At 51.0% G+C, this 19,787-nt stretch carries 14 protein-coding genes; 7 read left to right on the top strand and 7 right to left on the bottom strand.

The window, feature by feature from the left end; all coding sequences use genetic code 11:
- The first annotated feature begins 118 nt into the window (after positions 1-118).
- Positions 119-1,051 carry a LysR family transcriptional regulator gene (locus V7P87_RS01400; RefSeq protein ID WP_333795826.1) on the top strand — a complete coding sequence of 311 codons (933 nt, stop codon included), beginning with the start codon at positions 119-121 and terminating at the stop codon, positions 1,049-1,051.
- 78 nt (positions 1,052-1,129) lie between these two features.
- On the opposite strand, the gene pyrC is transcribed toward V7P87_RS01400, so the two are convergent.
- Positions 1,130-2,164, bottom strand: coding sequence for a dihydroorotase (pyrC, locus tag V7P87_RS01395; RefSeq protein WP_333795825.1), 1,035 nt, complete (start codon positions 2,162-2,164; stop codon positions 1,130-1,132).
- Positions 2,165-2,296: 132 nt separating this feature from the next.
- On the opposite strand from pyrC, the gene V7P87_RS01390 reads away from it, so the two are divergent.
- From V7P87_RS01390 to V7P87_RS01380, 3 genes are all read left to right on the top strand, one after another.
- The gene (locus V7P87_RS01390) at positions 2,297-4,195 is read left to right on the top strand and encodes an ATP-binding protein (protein ID WP_333795824.1); all 1,899 of its coding nucleotides are present in this window, start codon (positions 2,297-2,299) and stop codon (positions 4,193-4,195) included.
- A gap of 10 nt (positions 4,196-4,205) precedes the next feature.
- Positions 4,206-4,892 (top strand): DUF599 domain-containing protein, encoded by a 687-nt coding sequence (locus tag V7P87_RS01385; RefSeq protein WP_296294651.1) that lies wholly within the window; start codon positions 4,206-4,208, stop codon positions 4,890-4,892.
- 208 nt (positions 4,893-5,100) lie between these two features.
- Entirely contained in the window at positions 5,101-6,123 is a 1,023-nt protein-coding gene (locus V7P87_RS01380; protein WP_333795823.1) for a DUF4382 domain-containing protein, read from the top strand.
- A 95-nt stretch (positions 6,124-6,218) separates the two neighbouring features.
- On the opposite strand, the gene dolP is transcribed toward V7P87_RS01380, so the two are convergent.
- Genes dolP through V7P87_RS01360 form a run of 4 tightly spaced genes read right to left on the bottom strand, consistent with a single transcriptional unit; the run spans position 6,219 to position 9,722 of the window.
- Positions 6,219-6,806, bottom strand: a complete 588-nt coding sequence (gene dolP, locus V7P87_RS01375) for a division/outer membrane stress-associated lipid-binding lipoprotein (RefSeq protein WP_333795822.1) — start codon at positions 6,804-6,806, stop codon at positions 6,219-6,221.
- A 14-nt stretch (positions 6,807-6,820) separates the two neighbouring features.
- Complete coding sequence (locus V7P87_RS01370; RefSeq protein ID WP_260655485.1) at positions 6,821-7,405, bottom strand: SIS domain-containing protein; 585 nt, start codon at positions 7,403-7,405, stop codon at positions 6,821-6,823.
- Between the two features lie 23 nt (positions 7,406-7,428).
- A complete protein-coding gene (locus V7P87_RS01365) occupies positions 7,429-7,776 on the bottom strand; it encodes a YraN family protein (RefSeq protein WP_333795821.1) in 348 nt (115 codons plus the stop codon).
- A 14-nt stretch (positions 7,777-7,790) separates the two neighbouring features.
- A complete protein-coding gene (locus V7P87_RS01360; RefSeq protein ID WP_333795820.1) occupies positions 7,791-9,722 on the bottom strand; it encodes a penicillin-binding protein activator in 1,932 nt (643 codons plus the stop codon).
- Positions 9,723-9,865: 143 nt separating this feature from the next.
- Here V7P87_RS01360 and rsmI point away from each other — a divergent pair, with 143 nt between their 5' ends.
- Positions 9,866-10,732, top strand: a complete 867-nt coding sequence (gene rsmI / locus V7P87_RS01355) for a 16S rRNA (cytidine(1402)-2'-O)-methyltransferase (RefSeq protein ID WP_333795819.1) — start codon at positions 9,866-9,868, stop codon at positions 10,730-10,732.
- A 64-nt stretch (positions 10,733-10,796) separates the two neighbouring features.
- Here rsmI and V7P87_RS01350 read toward each other — a convergent pair whose 3' ends face one another.
- Together V7P87_RS01350 and trhP are read right to left on the bottom strand one after the other, a co-directional pair.
- Entirely contained in the window at positions 10,797-11,024 is a 228-nt protein-coding gene (locus V7P87_RS01350) for a 4Fe-4S dicluster domain-containing protein (RefSeq protein ID WP_333795818.1), read from the bottom strand.
- On the bottom strand, positions 11,024-12,391 hold the full coding sequence (gene trhP, locus V7P87_RS01345) for a prephenate-dependent tRNA uridine(34) hydroxylase TrhP (protein ID WP_333795817.1): 1,368 nt from the start codon (positions 12,389-12,391) through the stop codon (positions 11,024-11,026). Before trhP ends, V7P87_RS01350 begins: the two co-directional genes overlap by 1 nt.
- 325 nt (positions 12,392-12,716) lie before the next feature.
- Here trhP and V7P87_RS01340 point away from each other — a divergent pair, with 325 nt between their 5' ends.
- Both V7P87_RS01340 and pulA read left to right on the top strand, forming a co-directional pair.
- Positions 12,717-15,647, top strand: coding sequence for a TonB-dependent receptor (locus V7P87_RS01340; protein ID WP_333795816.1), 2,931 nt, complete (start codon positions 12,717-12,719; stop codon positions 15,645-15,647).
- Positions 15,648-15,707: 60 nt separating this feature from the next.
- Entirely contained in the window at positions 15,708-19,688 is a 3,981-nt protein-coding gene (gene pulA / locus V7P87_RS01335; RefSeq protein WP_333795815.1) for a pullulanase-type alpha-1,6-glucosidase, read from the top strand.
- The last annotated feature ends 99 nt before the right edge of the window (positions 19,689-19,787 follow it).

Genomic DNA, 19,787 nt, shown 5'->3' with positions numbered 1-19,787 from the left:
GCTGAGGTTCAACTTTTGTTGATAGCAGCTTGGGCTCACGTCTGACGCACAGTGTGCTCGATTGACACCTAAAGAAAAACCACCTAATACTGCTTTCTTTATCAAATGAAATTTGAAAATGCTGCAGGTTCAGGATCTCAAACTTTTCCAGCAAATAGTACGCACCGGCAATATCAGTATGGCAGCGCGGCAATTTGACTTAACACCAGCGGCGGCCAGCGCAGCGCTGAAACGGCTGGAGCAACATTTAGGCGCAACCTTATTAGTGCGTTCCACCCGCAGCTTAAAACTCACCCCGGCCGGTGAGCACTTTTTGCAGCATTGCCAGAATGCGCTACAGGCGCTGGCTTTGGGGGAGCAGGCGCTGCGCCAGCTCGACAGCCATATCAGCGGTGAGCTGCGCCTGACCGCGCCCAGTGATTTGGGCCGCAATGTGTTGTTGCCCTGGCTGGATGAATTCCAGACTTTATATCCGGCGTTAAGTTTAAGGCTGGAGCTCGGTGACAAAGTGGCAGGTTTATACCGTGAGCAGGTAGATTTAGCTTTGCGTTATGGCGCTGTTGCCGACTCTTCCCATGTGGCTTTTGCCATAGCCAAAGCACCACGTTGGGTTTGTGCTGCGCCTGCTTATTTGCAGCAATTTGGTGAGCCTGCAGATCCCATGCAGCTCTCGCAGCATAATTGTGTGTTGTATCAGATAGATGAGCGCGCTTACGACAAATGGCTTTTTAGTAAGGACGGCGCTGAGCAGGCGGTGAATGTCAGTGGCAACAGAGTGAGTAATGACGCCGATGCGGTCAGGCGCTGGATAGTCAGTGGCCGCGGTATCGGTTTAAAGTCGGCTTTTGATATGGCCGCTGATGTGCTGGCCGGCAGGGTGCAAGTGTTGTTACCGCAGTATCAGATCAAAGCGCTGCAGCTCAATTTAATTTGTGCCAGTCGCGCTCAGGTGACACCAGCTGTGTTGATGCTCAGAGATTTTTTACGGCAAAAGTTTGCTTTGTTAAGTCAGCGTCTGGCAGAGCAGGGTTTTGGTCTGCCAGTAGAATAAGCGATTGAATGAGTTCTAAGGTTGAACCCATTCAATCACTTAGCGTTTAAGCTCAGCCTTTTAACTTCGCTTTTTAACTTATGCTTTTAACTTCCAGTGCACTTGTTGTTCGGCAAAAAACGGCACTATAGGGCTGCCGTCCGGCAGGGTGATTTCGGCAGGAATAGTCCAGTCTTCTTTCACCAGCGTAATAGTGCCGCTGTTGCGTGGCAGGCCGTAGAAGTCAGCGCCGTAGTGGCTGGCAAAACCTTCCAGTTTGTCCAGTGCGCCCAGCTCGTCAAATACCTGAGCGTACAGTTCAATGGCACTCCAGGCGCTGTAACAACCGGCGCAGCCACAAGCTGCTTCTTTTTTATGTTTGGCGTGTGGCGCAGAGTCTGTGCCCAGGAAGAACTTTTTATTGCCGCTTGCTACTACAGCACGTAACGCTTCCTGATGGGTACGGCGTTTCAGTACCGGCAGACAGTAGTTGTGCGGGCGAATACCGCCCACCAGCATGTCGTTGCGGTTCATCATTAAATGTTGTGGTGTAATAGTGGCAGCAACGTTGTCGGAAGCCTCCAGTACAAAATCCACCGCATCTTTGGTGGTGATATGTTCCAGCACTATTTTCAGTTTGGGAAAATTCGCCACAATTTGTGTTAAATGCTGCTGAATAAACACAGCTTCGCGGTCAAAAATATCAATATGTGAATCAGTGACTTCACCATGAACTAAGAACAACATGTTGTGTTCCACCATGGCTTCTAGCACAGGGTACAGGCTGCTTAAACTGGATACACCTGAATGTGAGTTGGTGGTGGCACCTGCCGGGTATAACTTGGCGGCGAGTACGCCAGCGGCTTTGGCATCGGCAATGTCCTGTGCTGTAGTCTGGTCAGTCAGATAAATGGTCATCACAGGTTCAAAATTGCTGCCGGCCGGGCGGGCGGCCAGAATACGTTCGCGGTAAGCCTGGGCTAAAGCACCTGTGGTTACTGGCGGCACTAAATTGGGCATCACCACAGCACGGCGGAAACAACGGGCAGTGGCCGGCACTGTTTCTTTGAGCATATCACCGTCACGAAAATGTAAATGCCAGTCATCAGGGGTTTGAATGGTTAAAGTCGTCACGCCATGCTCCTCAAACTTATTAAATTAATCTGCCGGAAAATTGCGCCAAGTGTATCATTAAGCAAGTACTTTGCGCTTTAGCAAAAAAGCAAAGTGCGTCAGATTCCCCATCATTTCAGCTTAGGATCAGGCATGGCGACAACGTTGTTTTCCCGCTGGCAATGGCTGCTGCTGACTTTGTTATTGTTGCTGTTTACTTTGTGCACCGAATATCTGGTGTTTCAGGACAGGCAGCGCCAACAGCAGGTGCAGCTTCGGCATGTGGCAGCAGCAGCTGCAGAATTGCGCGCCTTGCTGGAAACCGAAGTGAATTCCTCATTGTATTTAAGCCAGGGCCTGGTGGCTTATATTCAGGCGTCACATGGCCAGGTGCGCGACGAAGAATTTGCCTTTTTATTGCCCAACCTGGTGGCGCAGGGGCGGCATATCCGCAATATTGGCCTGGCCCCCGGTAACAGGATCAGCATGATTTATCCGCTGCTGGGTAATGAAAAAGCGCTTGGGCTTTATTATCCGGATTTAGCCGAGCAATGGCCCGACATCGCCGCTTTAATTCAGCAGCGCAAACCCTTGCTGGTGGGCCCTGTACAGCTAACGCAGGGCGGTGTCGGTTTTATCCATCGTATACCGGTATTTTTGCCCGACGAGCGTTATTGGGGCATTGTCAGTACAGTGCTGGATATTGAGTCGGTGTGGGGGTTATTACGTCAGCAGGCTCAGGCGGCCGGGGTAAAAGTGGCACTGCGGCGTCTTGCCGGCCAACATTGGGCCGAGGTGCTGGTGGGCGAGCCAGAGCTGTTTTTGCAAGACGCTATGCTGTTTGATTTAACTGTATCTGGTGCCAAATGGCAGCTGGCGGCAGTGTCGGCCGAAACTGTGACATTGGCCGCCGGCTGGAGCCTGCGCTTGCTGGGCTGGCTGATTAGCTTGTTGTTATTATCGCTGGTCGCCACCATTTTTATCGCCAACAGCAGGCTGGCAGTGACAGCCAGCGCCAGAGAGCAAAGTGAAGCTTATGCCAGCACTGTGCTTGATAATGTCGCCGACGCTATTGTGGTACTGGACAGGTTTGGCCGCATTGAAAAAATCAACAAGGCCGCCCAGAGTTTGTTGGGTTATCAGGCACATGCCATTATCGGCCAGCCTTACACTCGGCTCTTTGCCAACAGCTGTACCCTGGATGAGCTGGCTGGCGGCGCTGAACTCGATGTGCTGCAACACAATGGCCAGCCGGTGCTGGTAGAGCTGATGCTCAGCCATATCCGCGAGGCAGAGCAGGGCGGCACAGTGTTGTTGCTGCGCGATATTCGTGAGCGTAAAAGAGTCGAGCGGCTGAAAAACGAATTTGTTTCCACCGTCAGCCATGAACTGCGCACACCGTTAACCGCTATTCGCGGTGCTCTTGGTTTATTGGCTGGCGGCGCTGTGGGGGCAGTACCGCAGTCGCAGCAGCAGTTATTGGAGATAGCCCGGCAAAATTGTGAACAGCTGTCGATGTTGATCAACGATATTCTGGACATTGAAAAACTGACTGCCGGTAAAATGTTGTTGCAGTTACAACCTTATGCTGTGAAGTCGTTATTGCTTGAAGCCAAAAACCGTAACCTGCCACTGGCGCAGCAAAAAGGCGTTAGTTTAACGGTGCAGCCTGATGTTAACCCTGAACTGACAGTGAAGGTTGACGACAGCAGGCTGCAGCAGGTGTTTGCCAACTTACTGGCCAATGCCATTCGGTTTTCACCGCCACAAGGCGAGGTGCGGCTACAGGCACTGCAACTGGGCAACAAAGTGCGTATTCAGGTGTTGGATCAAGGCCCTGGAGTGCCAGCCGATTTTATCCCCAGGCTGTTTCAGAAGTTTTCGCAGGCCGACAGTTCCGACAGCCGGCAACTGGGCGGCACGGGTCTTGGGCTCGCCATTTGTAAAGAACTGATTGAACGGATGGGGGGGGATATTGGTTATCAGCCTCTGACACAAGGCGCATGTTTTTATTTTGATTTGGCAATAACAGAGTCCGGGCCGGACGCCTGATGGAGTAACAATGCAAAACGCTTTTCCCTGGTTAGATTTGTTGGCGGTGTTGTGGTTTTTATTGTTGTGGGTGGGTTATACCCTTTTTGCCAAACGCAAAGCCCGCACTGTCAGTTGCCTGAGTTTTGAACTGCGGCGTAAACGCACCGACTGGATGCGGCAGATGTTAACCCGCGACAATAAAATGGCAGATGTGGCGCTGATTTCCACGCTGGAGCGTAATGTCAGCTTTTTTGCGTCCAGCTCTATGCTGATTTTGGCCGGTTTGCTGACCGCCATAGCGTCCAGTGACAAAATTGCCCAGGTGCTGTTGCAGGTGATGCCCTGGCTTGATCATACCGACGGGCTATTGCAGTTTAAGTTGCTGTTTTTAGGCTTAATTTATGTATTTACCTTCTTCCAGTTTACCTGGAGTTTACGCCAGTATGGTTTTGGTGGTGTGCTGATTGGTGCTGCGCCCGATGGCAAACATTTATCTGAAGCCGAGGTGCAGCTCTACGCCAACAGAGCGGCCAAAGTGATTGATCAGGCGGCGCATTCTTTTAACTATGGTCTGCGTGCTATTTATTTTTCGCTGGCAGCTTTGGCCTGGTTTATTAATGTCTGGCTCTTTATGTTGTCCACAGTAATAGTGCTGCTGGTGATGAAACACCGCGAATTCCACTCAAAAGCGCTCAAAGCGCTGCAGGAAGTATAACGAGGTCCGCGACACAGCTGATCCACCGCTGGCAGTGGCAAATCGCTGCCTGCTTATTTATCCCCCGACAACAGAACCTTGCTGGCAAAGCCAGCTGTGCGCTGCAGTTGTCAGACCTGTTTTGTGAACAACATTCAGTTTTAATTCATCGGGTAAACTATAAATTCCTAATATAATATTTTCCTAAAGCTGTAAATCGAGGTTCCTTATGTCTAAGCACACAACACAAGCTGGCAAAAATCCGGCAAATTCCCGCAGATTCAACGCCGTATTCACCCCAGTTTTATTAGCCGGCAGCATGCTGACGCTGGCCGCCTGTGGTGGCGGTGGTTCTGACGACAGTACACCAGCCCCTACCACTGCAACTTTTGGTTTGCAGATCAGTGACGCGCCTGTCAATGACGCCGCCGCTGTGGTGGTGTGTTTTAATGCCATCGAGCTGGTGGGCAATGGCAGTGCAACCCAAAAGTATCTGATTGGTTCAGATGCGGTTGCGGCAGCGCCGAATAACCTGTGTCAGAACGCTCAGGGTAATGTGATTGCCAATAGCCGCGGTGTGGACTTATTAAAGTTACCTGGTGCACTGGCTGAATCTTTGGTGTCTGGCGCTACAGTGCCGGCCGGTAATTATGGTCAGTTGCGGCTGGTGCTCAGTGAAGGTTCTTATATTCAACTGAAAGACGGCAGCAAAAAAGCATTATCGGTGCCTTCAAATGAGCTGAAGTTACTGGGCCCGACTTTGTCTGCCGGCGGCACTTTTAGCTACACCCTGGAGTTTGATTTACGCAAAGCTGTGGTGAACAACAAAGCAGGGCAAAATTATCAGTTAAAACCAACGGGGCTGCGTCTGGTAGATACCAGTCAGATTGGTCATTTAACAGGGTCTGTCAGCGAAACCTTATTGATCAACAATCAATGTACTGTAGCGCCGGCCGACAAAACCAAGCCGGTCGGAGTGGTTTATCTGTATAAGGGGGCTGACTTAGCACCGGCCACATTGGGCGATTATGGTGGTACTCAGCCCAACCTGCCTTATGCCAGCGCGCCGGTGTTGTTTGATGGTGCAGCCAGCTATAACTATCAGATTGGTTTTATTGACGCCGGTACCTATACTGCAGCTTTTAGCTGTAATACGGTGGACGATCCGGAACAGGCTGATGTAGTGACTTTCCTGGCGACAAAAACTCAGGCCATTAGCGCCAATAAAACCCCTGTGGTGCTGAATTTCTAACTGAAGCTATTGCAACAGGCTCATCCAAAGAGACTGGCTGATCACAGCACAAATAAAAAAACCGCCTTTGGGCGGTTTTTTCGGCTTTAAAGCAGTTAGTTATAACTGGTCTCAAAAGCTTTAATCACCCGCGATACGCCATTCACGTGACGGGCAATTTCAACGGCTTTGTCGGCTTCACTGCTGCTAACCAGTCCCATTAAAAACACTTCGCCGTTTTCAGTGACCACTTTAATATTCAGTGCGCTGACTTCTTTGTCACCAACCAGCAGGCTTTTTACCCTGGTGGTGATCCAGCTATCGCGGCTGCGGGTGGTAAAAGATATCGGGTTACCAACCCGGATCTGGTTTTGGACATCTTTGACACCCTGAATGGGCTGCACCAGAGAGCTCGCCAAATCAACCAGATCCTGGCTTGGTGCCTGGCCGGTGAGCAGCAAAATGCCGTTGTAGCTGTTGACATTAATATGCGCACGTTCTTCCAGCGTTTTGTTTGCTTCCAGCGCCCGCTCGGCTTTTACCACAATGCTGCTGTCATCAATTTGTGAGCCCAGAGTGCGACGGTCAGAAGCTGAAGTGACGGCAGAAGCACCGCCGGCCACAACTGCTGCTGCACAGGCTTGTAATAACAGCGTCAGACTGACAATTGCAGTCAGTTTCAGCAGAGGTTTTACATCAGACATCATCATCTCCTTGGTTATTCGTCGTCTTGTTGCGGGAACAAGGTGTTGTCGATCAGTTCACAGACACAATGTAATAAAAAGGCGTAACACTCAAAAATCCGTGCAGGGCGGTGTGCCGGTACTCTGAGTTCAACATCGGTATTGCCCAATAAACCTGACAGCTCGCCGTTGTTGTCGACAGTTAAAGCAATAACGGTCATATCTTTGGTCAAAGCGGCTTCGACCGCTTTGATCAGATTATGCTCGTGCCCTGTTAACGACAACACCAATAATATGTCGCCGTCCTGGCCCAGGGCTCTGACCTGACGCGCCAGATAATCCTGATGTTGATTGTCGCTTTGCAGGCCGGACAGTTCGGTTTGCAAAGCTAAAGCCGGCAGGCAAGGGCGTTCAGTTTCAAATTGATCCAGCAGCAGCTGGGAAAAATGGCTGGCCAGCGCCCGGGCTGCACCTTCACCACAACACAATACTTTGCGATCGCTGACCAACGCCTGCACTATGGTCAGGGCTGCGGCTTCAATAGGCTCAGCCAGCGCTTCGCCTGTGGCGATCATCGTCTGGATATTCTCGGTAAACAGCTGCCGGATATGTTCTTGCATGCGCGATGGTCCTGCCTTGTTCGTTAAAATGCGTTTTTAATCCATTCGATTTGGTAGGGGCTGTCGCCGGTAATAGCTACCACATCAAAACGGCAGTCCGCCTGTTTTTGCTGTTGCTGTAAAAACCAGGCGGCGGTTTGCCTGAGTTTTTGTTGTTTACTCAAGGTGACTGCGGCGGCAGCGCCACCAAAAAGATTGTTTTGCCGGTATTTGACTTCGACAAACACCCATTGTTTTTGTTGCTGGCAGACTAAATCCAGTTCACCAAAACGGCAACTGACATTACGTGCCAACAACGTCAGCCCCTGCTGCTGCAGGTATTTCAGGGCCAAGTCTTCAAAAAAAGCACCTTTGGAGTTACCGCCCTGCATCTGGCTGTTGTCCTTTAGTTGTTTTTTGCCGCATCCAGCGCCGTTAATTTGCCTTTACCATAACGGGCCACAGTTAATTGCCGCTGAATATTTTGGTCCTGGCCAAGGCGTAAACTGCCGGTCAGGCCATGGTGCAGCATGGCCGGAAATTGCTGTTGTTGTTTCAACCGGCCAATCAGCGCCATAGCGTCATAACCCATGGCAAACAGCCGTTGTGAGGTTTCATCCTGCTCGGCAAAAAGTTGTTCATACTCGGCGCGCAGTGGCAGTTTGGGCTCCTGCGGCACCAACCAGGGCATTTCGGTTAGGGTCATGCCGGCTAAATCACGGATATCGGTGCGATCTATGGCCAGGCTGTGGCTGCGCGAACTGGCATAAATAGGTAAAGCCGGTGCAGTTGGACTCACACTGACATCAATAAAAGGTTTAAATAACCGGGTTTGGGTTGGGTCGGCCAGCAGGTAAATAGCGTCGACATCCTGCCTGCTGTGCATTTCGGCATTGACAGTGCTGCCGGCATATTTGCTGATTTCATTGACCCGCGCCGTGCTGGCGGCTGTTTCTAAAAAGGTGGTGATGAGGCTGCGCAGCTCTTCCTGAGTGTTAAAGCTGTAACTTTCGACTTTGTCGCCGTTTTTTGCCTGCCACAGCTGTTGGAAATGCTGTGCCATCCGCTGGTTAATCGGGCTTCGGGCGCTGATCAGCACCGGATGCCGGTAATGGCGCTGCTGGAATAATTCCACCATTTGTGCCGCTTCATCTTCGGCACTTAACGCAAAATAAAACTGATCAGGGTTTGGCTGGTTATTGGCCTGTTTGCTGTTTAAAAACAGCGTCGGCCAGCGCCAGTTGGGTAAAGTTTGCAGCTTATCCACATCTTCTCTGAGTAGCGGCCCCACCACAAAGTCAATTTGTGCGCTTTCAAGAGCGGCCAGAATTTGTTCCGGGCTTTGGCTGCTGTCGATAAAATGCAGGCTGCGCTCCGGGGTCTGGTTGCTGGCGGCCACCATGCCCAGTTGCACTGCTTCACCCAGGGCTTTCAGATTGCCGGATAAAGGTAAAATCACGCCTACTCTGGCCGGCCGATAAGCCGGTGTGCTGGCAAGTTCGGTAATGGCTTTAGGTAAAGCTGACAGCTGTGGCATGCCCGGATGGCGTTGTTGCCAATCATCCAGCGCTTGTCGCATCGCTTGTTGTTGACCGGCAAAAGTCACGGCAATCTCCACCAGATTTAACCAGGCGGCCGCGCGGGGGCGGGCATCTTTGGCCAGAGTGCTGCGTTGCTGCGGGCTTAACTGCACCAGATTTTGCCAGAGTAAATTTTGCAGTTCAGCGTCGGCACCGGCATTACCGGCCAGTTCATCCTGGGCAAACAACCAGCGTAACGCACTCTGCAACTGTTTGTTGTCAGATAAAAAGTTCGCCGCCAGTAAGGTAAATTCAGCGCGGTCAACCGGGGCAACTTCGGTCAGCTCACTTTGTGCTAACAATAATTCAGCAGCGGCAAATTGCTGATTAACAAGGTAACTTTGCAACAGAGGCAGCATGTTTTGCTGGCGGATCTGGCCATAAGCCGACAAACGTAAATTGTGGCTAATGGCCAGGCTGCGCTCAGGTTTTAGCTTTTCTTCCAGCAGGGTTTTGGCTTCCAGCAGTAAGTCACGCTGTTGTTGCTCAAAAGCATCAGCGGCAATAGCGGTCACAGCTTGTTCAACCTGCTGATAACTGACTTCACCAGCGTTTGGGTCCAGCTTAAAAACTTCAGCTTCTGCTTCGGGGTTTTCCACCACAACAGGGCTGGTGGTCGTCACTGCAGCAGGTGTAGCAGCGGGCGGCGGAGTTTGGCTGCAACCGGCCAGAATAACCACAGCACCCAGCACAGGCGCAATTGCCGGGCCAAATGCCGAATGAAGGGAACACCAAAGTGGGAATTTGCTGGATTTCACAATGCACAGTTACAATAGCCGACGAATGGCTGTCATCTTATACCATTTCTGTGACCGGATCACGCCAGCCTCAGGGCTGAGTTGTTGTTCTGGCTGATTTTTTGCCGCGGGCCCCTTGCCTTGCCAGACAAAGGAAAAACCTTATGACTTCTGCCCACCCAAGCCCGGCTGCCGGAACTTTGTATATTGTGGCCACCCCTATCGGCAACCTGGATGATATCAGCCAGCGTGCGCTGAAAACTTTAACTTCAGTGGCCTGGGTGGCGGCTGAAGACACCCGTCATAGTGGTAAGTTACTGAGCCATTTTAATATTTCGGCGCGTTTTTTGTCGTTGCACGACCATAACGAAAAACAACGTGCTGCCAGTTTGTTGCAAAAACTGCAGGCCGGAGAAGATGTGGCGCTGGTGTCCGATGCCGGCACACCGCTGATTTCTGACCCGGGTTATAGTCTTGTCCGGTTATGCCGCGACGCCGGGGTGCGGATAGTGCCCATTCCGGGCCCCTGTGCTTTGATAGCCGCTTTATGTTGTGCCGGTTTGCCCACAGACAAATTTCATTTTATTGGCTTTTTACCGGCTAAATCCGGTCAACGCCAACAGGTACTGAAAGAGATCCCGCCTGCAGTGGGCACAGTGATTTGTTATGAAGCGGCGCGCCGCGTTAAAGACACCCTGGCCGATGTGGCCGCTGTGTATGGTGAAGAGCGCGAGCTGGTGCTGGCCAAAGAGCTCAGCAAAACTTTTGAGCATTTTTGCCATGGCACTGCGGCCAGTATCACCGCCTGGCTGGAGGAAGATCCGCAGCGTTGTCAGGGGGAGATGGTGCTGATGATAGCGCCGCCTGCAGCCAAAGCAGACGATGCTATCAGTGCTGTGGCCCAGCAAAGCTTAAAGTTGTTAATGGCCGAGTTGCCACTGAAAAAAGCCGCGGCCTTAACGGCAGAAATTCACGGTGAAAAGAAAAACGCCTTGTATAAACTGGGGTTAAGCTGGGGCGCTGCTGACTAAAACGATATGCCCCCGGCTGCAGCTGAGTTGAAATTTGCAGCTGGGGCACCACAACCGGCGCTGGTTAAGGCGCCGGCAGTTTCACCACCACATCAATAGGGCAGACTTCAACACAGGTGGGTTTGTCATAAAACCCCACACATTCAGTGCATAAGTCCGCATCAATCTGGTAAATCCTGTTGCCAGGGCTGCCGTCCGGGTTTTGCAGCCGCTGCAGTGAAATAGCGTTATTCGGGCATTCAGGCGCGCACATATCACAATTAATGCAGTCGGCTAAGATAGTCAGCGCCATCAGGCACAACCCTGCATTTGGCTGTCAGATGGTGGCAGATCGCGGATAATCAGCACAAAATCCGGCGACATGCCGTCCGGCAACTGCAGTTGCACCTGATGACCGGCGCCAGGCGCGCGTTGTATCGGCACACCTTGTTTATCCCAAAGTTCCATCAGGCAAATATGCTGGTTGCCCTGAGGTGACATCAACAGCAACAGATCCCCAACGAAAAACTGATTTTTCACCTCAACCCAGACCCGGTTTGTGCCTTCGACTTTGCCTGTGATTTCACCAACAAACTGCTGTTTGTCGCTGCTGGAGGCACTTTTGTCATAGTTTTGCAGTTCGCTGATGGGAATATGGCGGCGTAAAAAACCTTCGGTATAACCGCGTGATGCCAGGCCATCGAGCTCATCGAGCAATGCCGGATTAAAAGGCCGGCCAGCCACTGCGTCATCAATAGCACGGCGGTAAATTTGTGCTGTGCGGGCAGCATAATAAAACGACTTGGTGCGGCCTTCGATTTTTAAGCTGTGCACCCGGGCGCGGGTCAATCTGTCCACATGCTGCACTGCTCTTAAATCTTTGGAATTCATAATATAAGTGCCGTGCTCATCTTCAAAAGCCGGCATCAGTTCACCCGGTTTTTGTGGGTCACTGAGCAGAATAATATCGTCAACAGGACTGGCTTTATCCTGGTTTGTTGCCGTTTTGGCCGGCACAAACTGCCCGACGGCATTTTCAGTGGCTTGCGTTACCTGATAAGGCCAGCGGCAGGCATTGGTGCAGGTGCCCTGATTCGGGTCACGTTTGTCCATATAACCGGATAACAAACAACGGCCGGAATACGCCATACACAAGGCGCCGTGCACAAAAACTTCCAGCTCCATGCCGGGCACTGTGTTGCGAATGTACTCAATTTCTTCCAGCGCCAGCTCGCGCGACAAAATCACCCTGCTGATGCCTTGCTGTTGCCAGAACTGCACTGCAGCCCAGTTCACCGTATTGGCCTGCACCGACAAATGCAGCTCCATCTGCGGGAAATGTTGTTGCATCAGATAAATCACACCTGGATCGGACACAATAAGGGCGTCTGGCTGCAGTTTGACCACTTCGGCAATGTCTTCTACCAGGGTGTCGAGCTTGGCGTTATGGGGGGCGCTATTGAGCACACAATAAAACTTCTTGCCCAGGGCATGGGCTTCGGCAATACCGATGGCCAGATTGGCTAAATCAAATTCGTTATTGCGTACCCGCAGGCTGTAGCGGGGCATACCGGCATACACAGCGTCGGCGCCGTAGGCAAAGGCAAAACGCATGGCTTTGAGTGTGCCTGCTGGTGATAACAACTCAGGCTGAAAGGCTGTGGCGGCAGAATTTTGCATCAAAAGCACCCCGTTTAAAAAAATGGCGCGAAGTTTGGCAAAAAGCGGCGCCAGAGGTTTTGATCAGGCGCAAACTTTGTTGCATTGGGTGGCATTCAGCAGCGGGTACTGGCTGATGGGGTTGTTATGGCTGCACCAGTACAGTGCATTGATGACAGTTGTTGCGCTGCCCTGGCGCAGCATTGTCGTTGTGAATACGTATTCATGTTGTTTCTGGTGCAAGCACTGGTTAATTAATAGGCTGGGTAAATAAAAAAATGAAATGGCTCAGGATGATGCAGTAATAGTCCCCGCCATTAGGATTAGACAAAACGGGGACATGATAATGTCAGAGTTTAAACGAAGTGCCTTGATGCTGGCGCTGGCTGCGGCTGGTGTCTGCCCCTGGTTGGCCAGCGCCGACACCACAGCTTTACAGCAAAACAACAATCAGCCGGCACAGGCTCCCGCCGCTGTTGAAAGCAGCAGTAAAAAAAGTGACAAAGAACAAATCGAAGTGATTGAGGTGCGCAGTTTTGCCGGCAGCCTGATCCAATCTCTGAACGTCAAACGTTTTAACGACACTGTGTCTGAAACCATTTCGGCTGATGACTTAGGCGCTTTGCCAGATGTGTCGATGGCCGATGCCTTAACCCGCTTGCCCGGGGTGTCAGCGGTGCGTACCGGTGGTCAGGCATCAGAAATTAATATCCGCGGTATGGAAGGTGGTTTTGTGTTTTCTACCCTCAATGGCCGTGAGCAGGTATCGACCAATGGTAAACGTAATATCGAGTTTGACCAATATCCATCTGAGTTGATTAACTCGGCTGCAGTGTATAAATCACCTAAAGCCTCGCTGATTGAAGGTGGGGTGGCAGGTTCAGTTGAACTGCAAACCGCCAGTCCGCTCAAAGCCGCCGAACAGCATAACTTTGTGGTCAATGCCCGTGGCAGCTTTAACGACAGGGCCGATGAAGTGTCGGATGCCACCGAGGTGGGCGACAGATTCAGTTTTTCTTATCAGGGCAAATATCTGGATGACACTTTAGGTTTGTCTTTGGGTTATGCAAGGTTGTTCCAGCCCAGCGTGTCCACTCAGTTTGTAGGTTTTAACTACAACAATGAAAAAGATGTTGATGCTGTCAAAGGCGACAGCACACCGGCCGAACTTATTAGTGAAGGTTTTGAAATGCAGCATCGCGGCGGTGAAGAAACCCGCAACGGTTATGTGGCTGCGCTGGAGTGGGCGCCGGATGAACGGCTCACCGTCAAAGCCGACGCTTTTATTTCCAAGTTTGACACCAAAGCTTTTGCCCGGGGTTTTCGCGCCAAGTTTGAAAGCAGCGGCGCTATTATTGATAACGCCATTATTAAAGACAATCTGATGATTGGCGGCACCATTAAAAGGGCCAGCGACGGCAACACCCGCGTTGAAATGGTCAACGACGACAACACCGACTTTGACGAAGTACGCAGTTATGGTTTTAACACCGACTATCAGCTGACGGATGATTTATCGGTGAATCTGGATATCGCCCATTCATCGTCCAGCAGTAACTTCAGAAACGGTTTGCTCTGGTCGCTGGCGTCCACCGACGCCAATGCGGCTAAGCCGGTGGTGGATCCTAATGTGTCTATTACCTATCTGCTGAACGGGCTGGACCTGCCCAGCATAGGTATTAATCAGGCGGCATCCTTTACTGACATTAATAAAATGCTGGTCAGTAAATATGGTATTTACCCAACGTTGAATACCGACGAAGTTGATGCATATCGCCTTGATTTTACCTACAAAATTGACAACCCCATCATCAGCTCACTTGAAGCGGGCCTGCGTTATTCGGAGCGCGATTACACCAATGACCGCCAGGTGTTTGAGTTTGGTGCCGACAATATGTTTTTGGCCAGTGAAGCGCCGCTGCGTTTAACCCAAAACATGGTGAAAGTGGTGGATTTTAAAGGCGATTTTGCCGCTTTTCCGAGCTACCTTGCCATCGACTTAAATAAAGCGCTGGCCGACTGGTTCCCGAACGGCGTACCTCAACCGAAACAGACCTGGGGTAATGGTTATGCCGGTCTTGCCAATCCGGTTGCTGGTGGTAAATCCACGCCCTGGAGTGTGTTTGAAAGTGGTGATGTGTATGAGGATGTCACGGCTGCTTATCTGATGGCCAATATCGACACTGAGGTGTTTGGTTTACCGCTGACCGGCAACCTGGGTGTGCGGATGGTGGAAACCAAACAACAAGCCACCAACTTAACTTATGTGAATGGTGATGCCAGTCAGGGCGCACAATACATTACCGACGAAGCCGGTTTAGTGTCAGACGATTATGCACCTTCCATTGTTGGCATGAAATACCGTGATTATTTACCTCAGCTCAACCTGAATCTGGCTTTAACTGACAACGACCAGCTGCGCTTTGCCGCCGCCAAAGTGATGTCACGTCCGCCTATTAACCAGCTGTCGGCTGTGACTACTTTTAATGTGGCAAGCAATGGTGATGTCACAGGCAGTGCCACCAAAAGTCCGTTTTTAAAGCCGTTTTATGCCGAGCAGTTTGACCTGTCGTACGAGCGTTATTTTGAAGATTCCAGTGGCGCTTTTGTTGCTGCGGTGTTTTACAAAAACATTAAATCTTTTATTCAACAGGACACTATTACCGACTTTGATTTTGCTGCGGCCGGTTTCCCGCTGCCGGCTTATGTGCCTGGCACTGAACCTGGTAACCCGGATGGTTTACCGCCGCGCACGCCTAATCCGATTGGCGATTATTCCACTGCGGTGAATAACGATGAAGGTGGTTATATCCGTGGGGCAGAGCTGGCTTACACCCAGGTATTTAAGTTTTTACCTGAGTTCTGGCAAGGGCTTGGTCTGAGCGCCAGTTATTCCTACACCGAAAGTGAAATTTCCACTGAAGTGCAAAACGGCCGGCAAAGTTTTAAAGCTGACTTAAAAGGTTTGTCACCCAATGTGTTTACCGTCACAGCCTTCTTTGAATATGAAGGTTTTGAGACCCGCTTAAGTACAAGATTCCGTGATGATTTTGTGTCGGATCAGTCGGCGCTGCAGGATCAGGAAATCCGTTATGAAGCAGAAATGGTGATGGATTATCAGGCCTCCTATCAGGTGACAGAACAACTGGGGCTGTTGTTCCAGGTGAATAACCTATTGGACGAACCAACCAAAAGTTACTGGGGTGATACCGCCTATACCGGCACCATCCAGTTTTTTGGCCGCCAGTATTACCTGGGTGCCACTTACAGTTTTTAAGGCTGCCTGTTGTTGCGGGGCAAAGGCCCCCGACTAAACCGAATACACGGAGTGAGCAAAATGAACAAAATGTTGTTAGTGAATCTGGCCAGCCTTAGCCTGACCGCCCTGCTGCTGAGCGGCTGTGGTGGTACAGGTTCAGACACAGCGCCGGCCCAGTTATTGTTAAGCTGTAATGTACCCCAGGTACCCAACGCCCAGGGTACAGCCTGTGTGGATCCTCAGCCGCTGAAGTGTCCGGCGCCGCAGTTCCCGGACGCGCGTAATGAAAAATGTGTTATCGGTTATAACCCCAAGTTACCTGAGCCTGTGCTTTATGCTGGCCAGAATCAGGCCGTGGTGTTTTTTAATAAAAAAGGCGGTTATGACGGTTACCGTCTGCACACCTGGAATAACGAAAGCTGTGATGCTTATACCGCCGACTCTTTAGCAAAATCCTGGGACAATGGCCTGGAAATCAGTGGTGTTGACCCTGTGTACGGTGCTTATTGGCTGCTGAATTTAAAACCCGGTGTCAAAGGCAAAGAAGGCGCCTGCGGTAACTTTATTATTCACGTGGGTACAGACGACGCCGGTAAGGCGCTGGGGGCCAACGACGCCAAAATGGATTTAGGACCCAAACAACCGGAAAAACTGGTTGCCATGAGCTGGACCTTTAACGCCAATGCCTCGGTGTATATTTACCCTATAGATTCATTGGGCGTGCAGATTGCCGACAATGCTGCCCATTGGCTGGATCGCAGCACTCTGGTGTGGAATGGCGATACTGCCGGTGTCAGTAAATTTAAATTGCACCATAGTGCAGCGGCCGATTTAACCATCGACAGTGACACTTTAACCATCAACGGTGAAGCTGTGGAGCTGACGCCATCAGCCTTAACCGATGAGCAAAAAGCGCTGGTGCCGCATCTGGCAAACTGGCCCGCTTACAAAACCAACCTCAGCGCTGAACAAGCTAAAACCATGGTGAAAAACCAGCTGGCATTGGCCTCTTACGACTCGGCCAATAAACTGATTGGCGCCTCCTATGTGCAGGCCGCCAAAGTGCTGGATGACTTATACACCAGCGCCGCCAATGATGCCGACGAAGCGAAGTTGGGGCTGGTGTATGAAGGCAGCACTATTAAAACCTCAGTCTGGGCGCCAACAGCGCGCAGTGTGAAGTTAAAAGTGTATAACGCCGCCAAAGCTTTAACCGCTACCCATGCCATGACGTTCGACAGCAATAGTGGTATCTGGTCTTACAGTGGCGCAGCGGCCAGTTTAAACCGCGCTTTTTATCGATTTGAGGTTGAGGTGTACCATCCGCAAACAAAAAAAGTAGAAACCATTGAAGCGACTGACCCCTATTCGGTCAATACCGCCACCAATGGCCGTTACAGCCAGTTTGTGAACCTTGCTGATGCCGACACTAAGCCTGCCTTGTGGGATAACCACGAAGTGCCCGCTGCAGCCAACCCAGAAGATATCGTGATTTATGAAGGTCATATCCGCGACTTCAGTGCCCGCGATACGTCGGTCTCTGCCGCCAACCGCGGTAAATATCTGGCTTTTACCGAGACCGACTCAGCGCCGGTGCAGCATTTAAAACGTTTAGCTGACAGTGGCTTAACCCACTTTCATGTACTGCCGGCCACAGATATGGCAACAGTGAATGAAGATGTCAGCAAAAGGGTGGATTTAACCTCAACCGTGGCTGAGCTTTGCAAAATTAATAACAAAGCGGCGGTCTGCCTGGAAAATGGCGCCAGTAAACTGGAAGATATTTTTAAAAGCTATCAAAGTTCGGGTGAAAACGCCCAGGCCTTAGCCGACGCCATGCGCCCAAGCGACAGCTTTAACTGGGGTTACGACCCACATCATTTTAATGTGCCTGAAGGTTCTTATGCCTCCAGCCCTGAAGGTGTGGCCCGTATTAAAGAAATGCGCGCGATGAACCAGGCGCTGCACGGACTTGGCCTTAGGGTAGTGCTGGATGTGGTGTACAACCACACCAGTTCATCGGGCCTTTTTGATAACTCAGTGTTCGACAAAATAGTGCCGGGTTATTTCCACCGTTATAACGCTGTGACAGGTGCGATGGAACGTTCTACCTGCTGTGAAAACACCGCCACTGAACACAAAATGATGCAGAAGTTTGTTGCTGATTCTTTAGTGCTGCTTGCCAAAGAATATAAGTTTGACGGCTTTCGGTTTGACATTATGGGTCATCATCCAAAAGACGCGATTTTAGCGGCGCGCGAAGCCGTGAAAGCTGTGGATGCCGACAGCTACTTTTATGGTGAAGGCTGGAATTTTGGTGAAGTCGCCAACGATGCCCGTTTTGTGCAGGCGCGTCAGGCCAATCTGGCCGGTACTGAAGTGGGCAGCTTTAACGACAGGCTGCGTGACTCAGTGCGTGGTGCGGCGCTTTTTAGCAACAACGCTGATGTGGGTAAACTGCAACAACAAAACTTTATTGAAATTGGTTTAGCCGGCACCTTAAAAGATTTTGTATTAAAAGACTATCAGGGCAACACGGGCACTGCTGGTGGTGTGATCTGGAATGGTCAACCAGCAGGTTATGCTGCTGATCCGGCGGACATTATTAACTATGTGTCCAAACACGATAATGAGTCCTTGTGGGACAAACTGCAGCTGGAGCTGGCCGCAGATATCAACATCGACAACAGGGTGCGTATTCATAATATGGCGCTGGCGATTCCGATGCTGAGTCAGGGTATTCCGTTCCTGCAAATGGGCGATGACTTACTGCGCTCTAAATCACTGGACCGTAACAGTTATGATGCCGGTGACTGGTTTAACTTTGTTGATTTTACGAAACAAAGCAACAACTGGAACGTGGGTTTACCTCTGGCGCAAGACAACAAAGCCAACTGGACCCGCATTGCGCAGGTGGCCAATAACCCCAATACCACGGCTTATCCGGAGCATATTGCTTTAGCATCCGATGTATTTGCCGAGTTTTTACAAATCCGCAAAAGCAGCCCGCTGTTCCGTTTAACCACGGGCGCTGATGTGATGGCACGGGTGGGTTTTCACAATATTGGTAAAAACCTGACCCAGGGCCTGATTGTGATGAGCATTGACGACGGCACAGGCCTCACTGATTTAGACCCTGCCCATGATGCCCTGGTGGTGGTGCTGAACGGCACAGCCATGGAGAAAACCCATAAAGTGCCTACAGCTCAGGGTTTTGTGCTGCACAGCGTGCAACAAAATTCAGCGGACTCAAAGGTGCAGGACAGCCGCTTTAATACCGTAGGCAACGACGGTGAATTTGTGGTGCCAGCTTACACAGCGGCGGTTTTTGTGAAGCCACAACAAGGAGCACAGGGCTCTGGCCTTAAAGCCGATGCCACTATGGGCGCGCCTGATATTGCACCTTATGGTTTAACCACCGTCTTTGTACGTGGTGGTATGAATGGCTGGGGTGAAGTGGATGCCTTTAGTTATGAAGGTTCAGGGGTTTACACTGCACGGGTGACTGTATCAGCCGGAACCCATGAGTTTAAAGTGGCTTCAGCGGACTGGTCGACGGTCGACTTTGGTGCCAAATCAGGCGAACAAGAGGTGCAGTTTGGTGTGGCACAAACCCTGAACCGTCAGGGCGCGAACCTCAAAGCCAACTTTAATGCCGGTACCTATGTGTTTACGCTTGATGCCAGAGTCGCAACAGCACCTGTGCTGACCGTCAGTGAATATGTGCCTTATGGCAGCACCAAAGTGTATTTACGCGGCAGCCTCAATGGCTGGAGTGAAAACAACCCCTTTAACTATGCCGGTAACAACAGCTACAGAGTCACAGTGAATCTGGCAGCCGGTAACTACGAGTTTAAAGTGGCTTCTGCCGACTGGTCGACCGTTGATTTTGGTGCAGCCGCCGGTGATGGCGTGGATGTGGTATTAGGCGCAGCAAAACCGCTGGGACGCAGTGGCGCCAATTTAAAACTGGCGCTCTCTGAAGCAGGCAATTATCAGTTTAGTGTTAATGCCAGCGACGTAGCTGCGCCCGTATTGACTGTGACTAAACAGCCTTAAACTGTTATCAGCAAAATACAAAGGCCGGCTTGATTGCCGGCCTTTTTGTTTGATGTTTAACATCAGCTTAAGCTGTAGTTGACCTTGAAGATCCTGATT

The sequence above is a fragment of the Rheinheimera sp. genome (genome assembly GCF_036782235.1).
In the GTDB taxonomy this organism is placed as follows: domain Bacteria; phylum Pseudomonadota; class Gammaproteobacteria; order Enterobacterales; family Alteromonadaceae; genus Pararheinheimera.
Note: the sequence above shows the minus strand (reverse complement) of the source record. Positions and strands in the feature narration are given on the sequence as shown.

Coding starts and splice junctions, on each gene's coding strand:
- rsmI (WP_333795819.1), top strand. CDS start 9,866: ATGACTTCTGCCCACCCAAGCCCGGCTGCCGGAACTTTGTATATTGTG.
- V7P87_RS01370 (WP_260655485.1), bottom strand. CDS start 7,405: ATGCAAGAACATATCCGGCAGCTGTTTACCGAGAATATCCAGACGATG.
- trhP (WP_333795817.1), bottom strand. CDS start 12,391: ATGCAAAATTCTGCCGCCACAGCCTTTCAGCCTGAGTTGTTATCACCA.
- V7P87_RS01340 (WP_333795816.1), top strand. CDS start 12,717: ATGTCAGAGTTTAAACGAAGTGCCTTGATGCTGGCGCTGGCTGCGGCT.
- V7P87_RS01380 (WP_333795823.1), top strand. CDS start 5,101: ATGTCTAAGCACACAACACAAGCTGGCAAAAATCCGGCAAATTCCCGC.
- V7P87_RS01400 (WP_333795826.1), top strand. CDS start 119: ATGCTGCAGGTTCAGGATCTCAAACTTTTCCAGCAAATAGTACGCACC.
- V7P87_RS01365 (WP_333795821.1), bottom strand. CDS start 7,776: ATGCAGGGCGGTAACTCCAAAGGTGCTTTTTTTGAAGACTTGGCCCTG.
- pulA (WP_333795815.1), top strand. CDS start 15,708: ATGAACAAAATGTTGTTAGTGAATCTGGCCAGCCTTAGCCTGACCGCC.
- V7P87_RS01350 (WP_333795818.1), bottom strand. CDS start 11,024: ATGGCGCTGACTATCTTAGCCGACTGCATTAATTGTGATATGTGCGCG.
- V7P87_RS01385 (WP_296294651.1), top strand. CDS start 4,206: ATGCAAAACGCTTTTCCCTGGTTAGATTTGTTGGCGGTGTTGTGGTTT.
- dolP (WP_333795822.1), bottom strand. CDS start 6,806: ATGTCTGATGTAAAACCTCTGCTGAAACTGACTGCAATTGTCAGTCTG.
- V7P87_RS01390 (WP_333795824.1), top strand. CDS start 2,297: ATGGCGACAACGTTGTTTTCCCGCTGGCAATGGCTGCTGCTGACTTTG.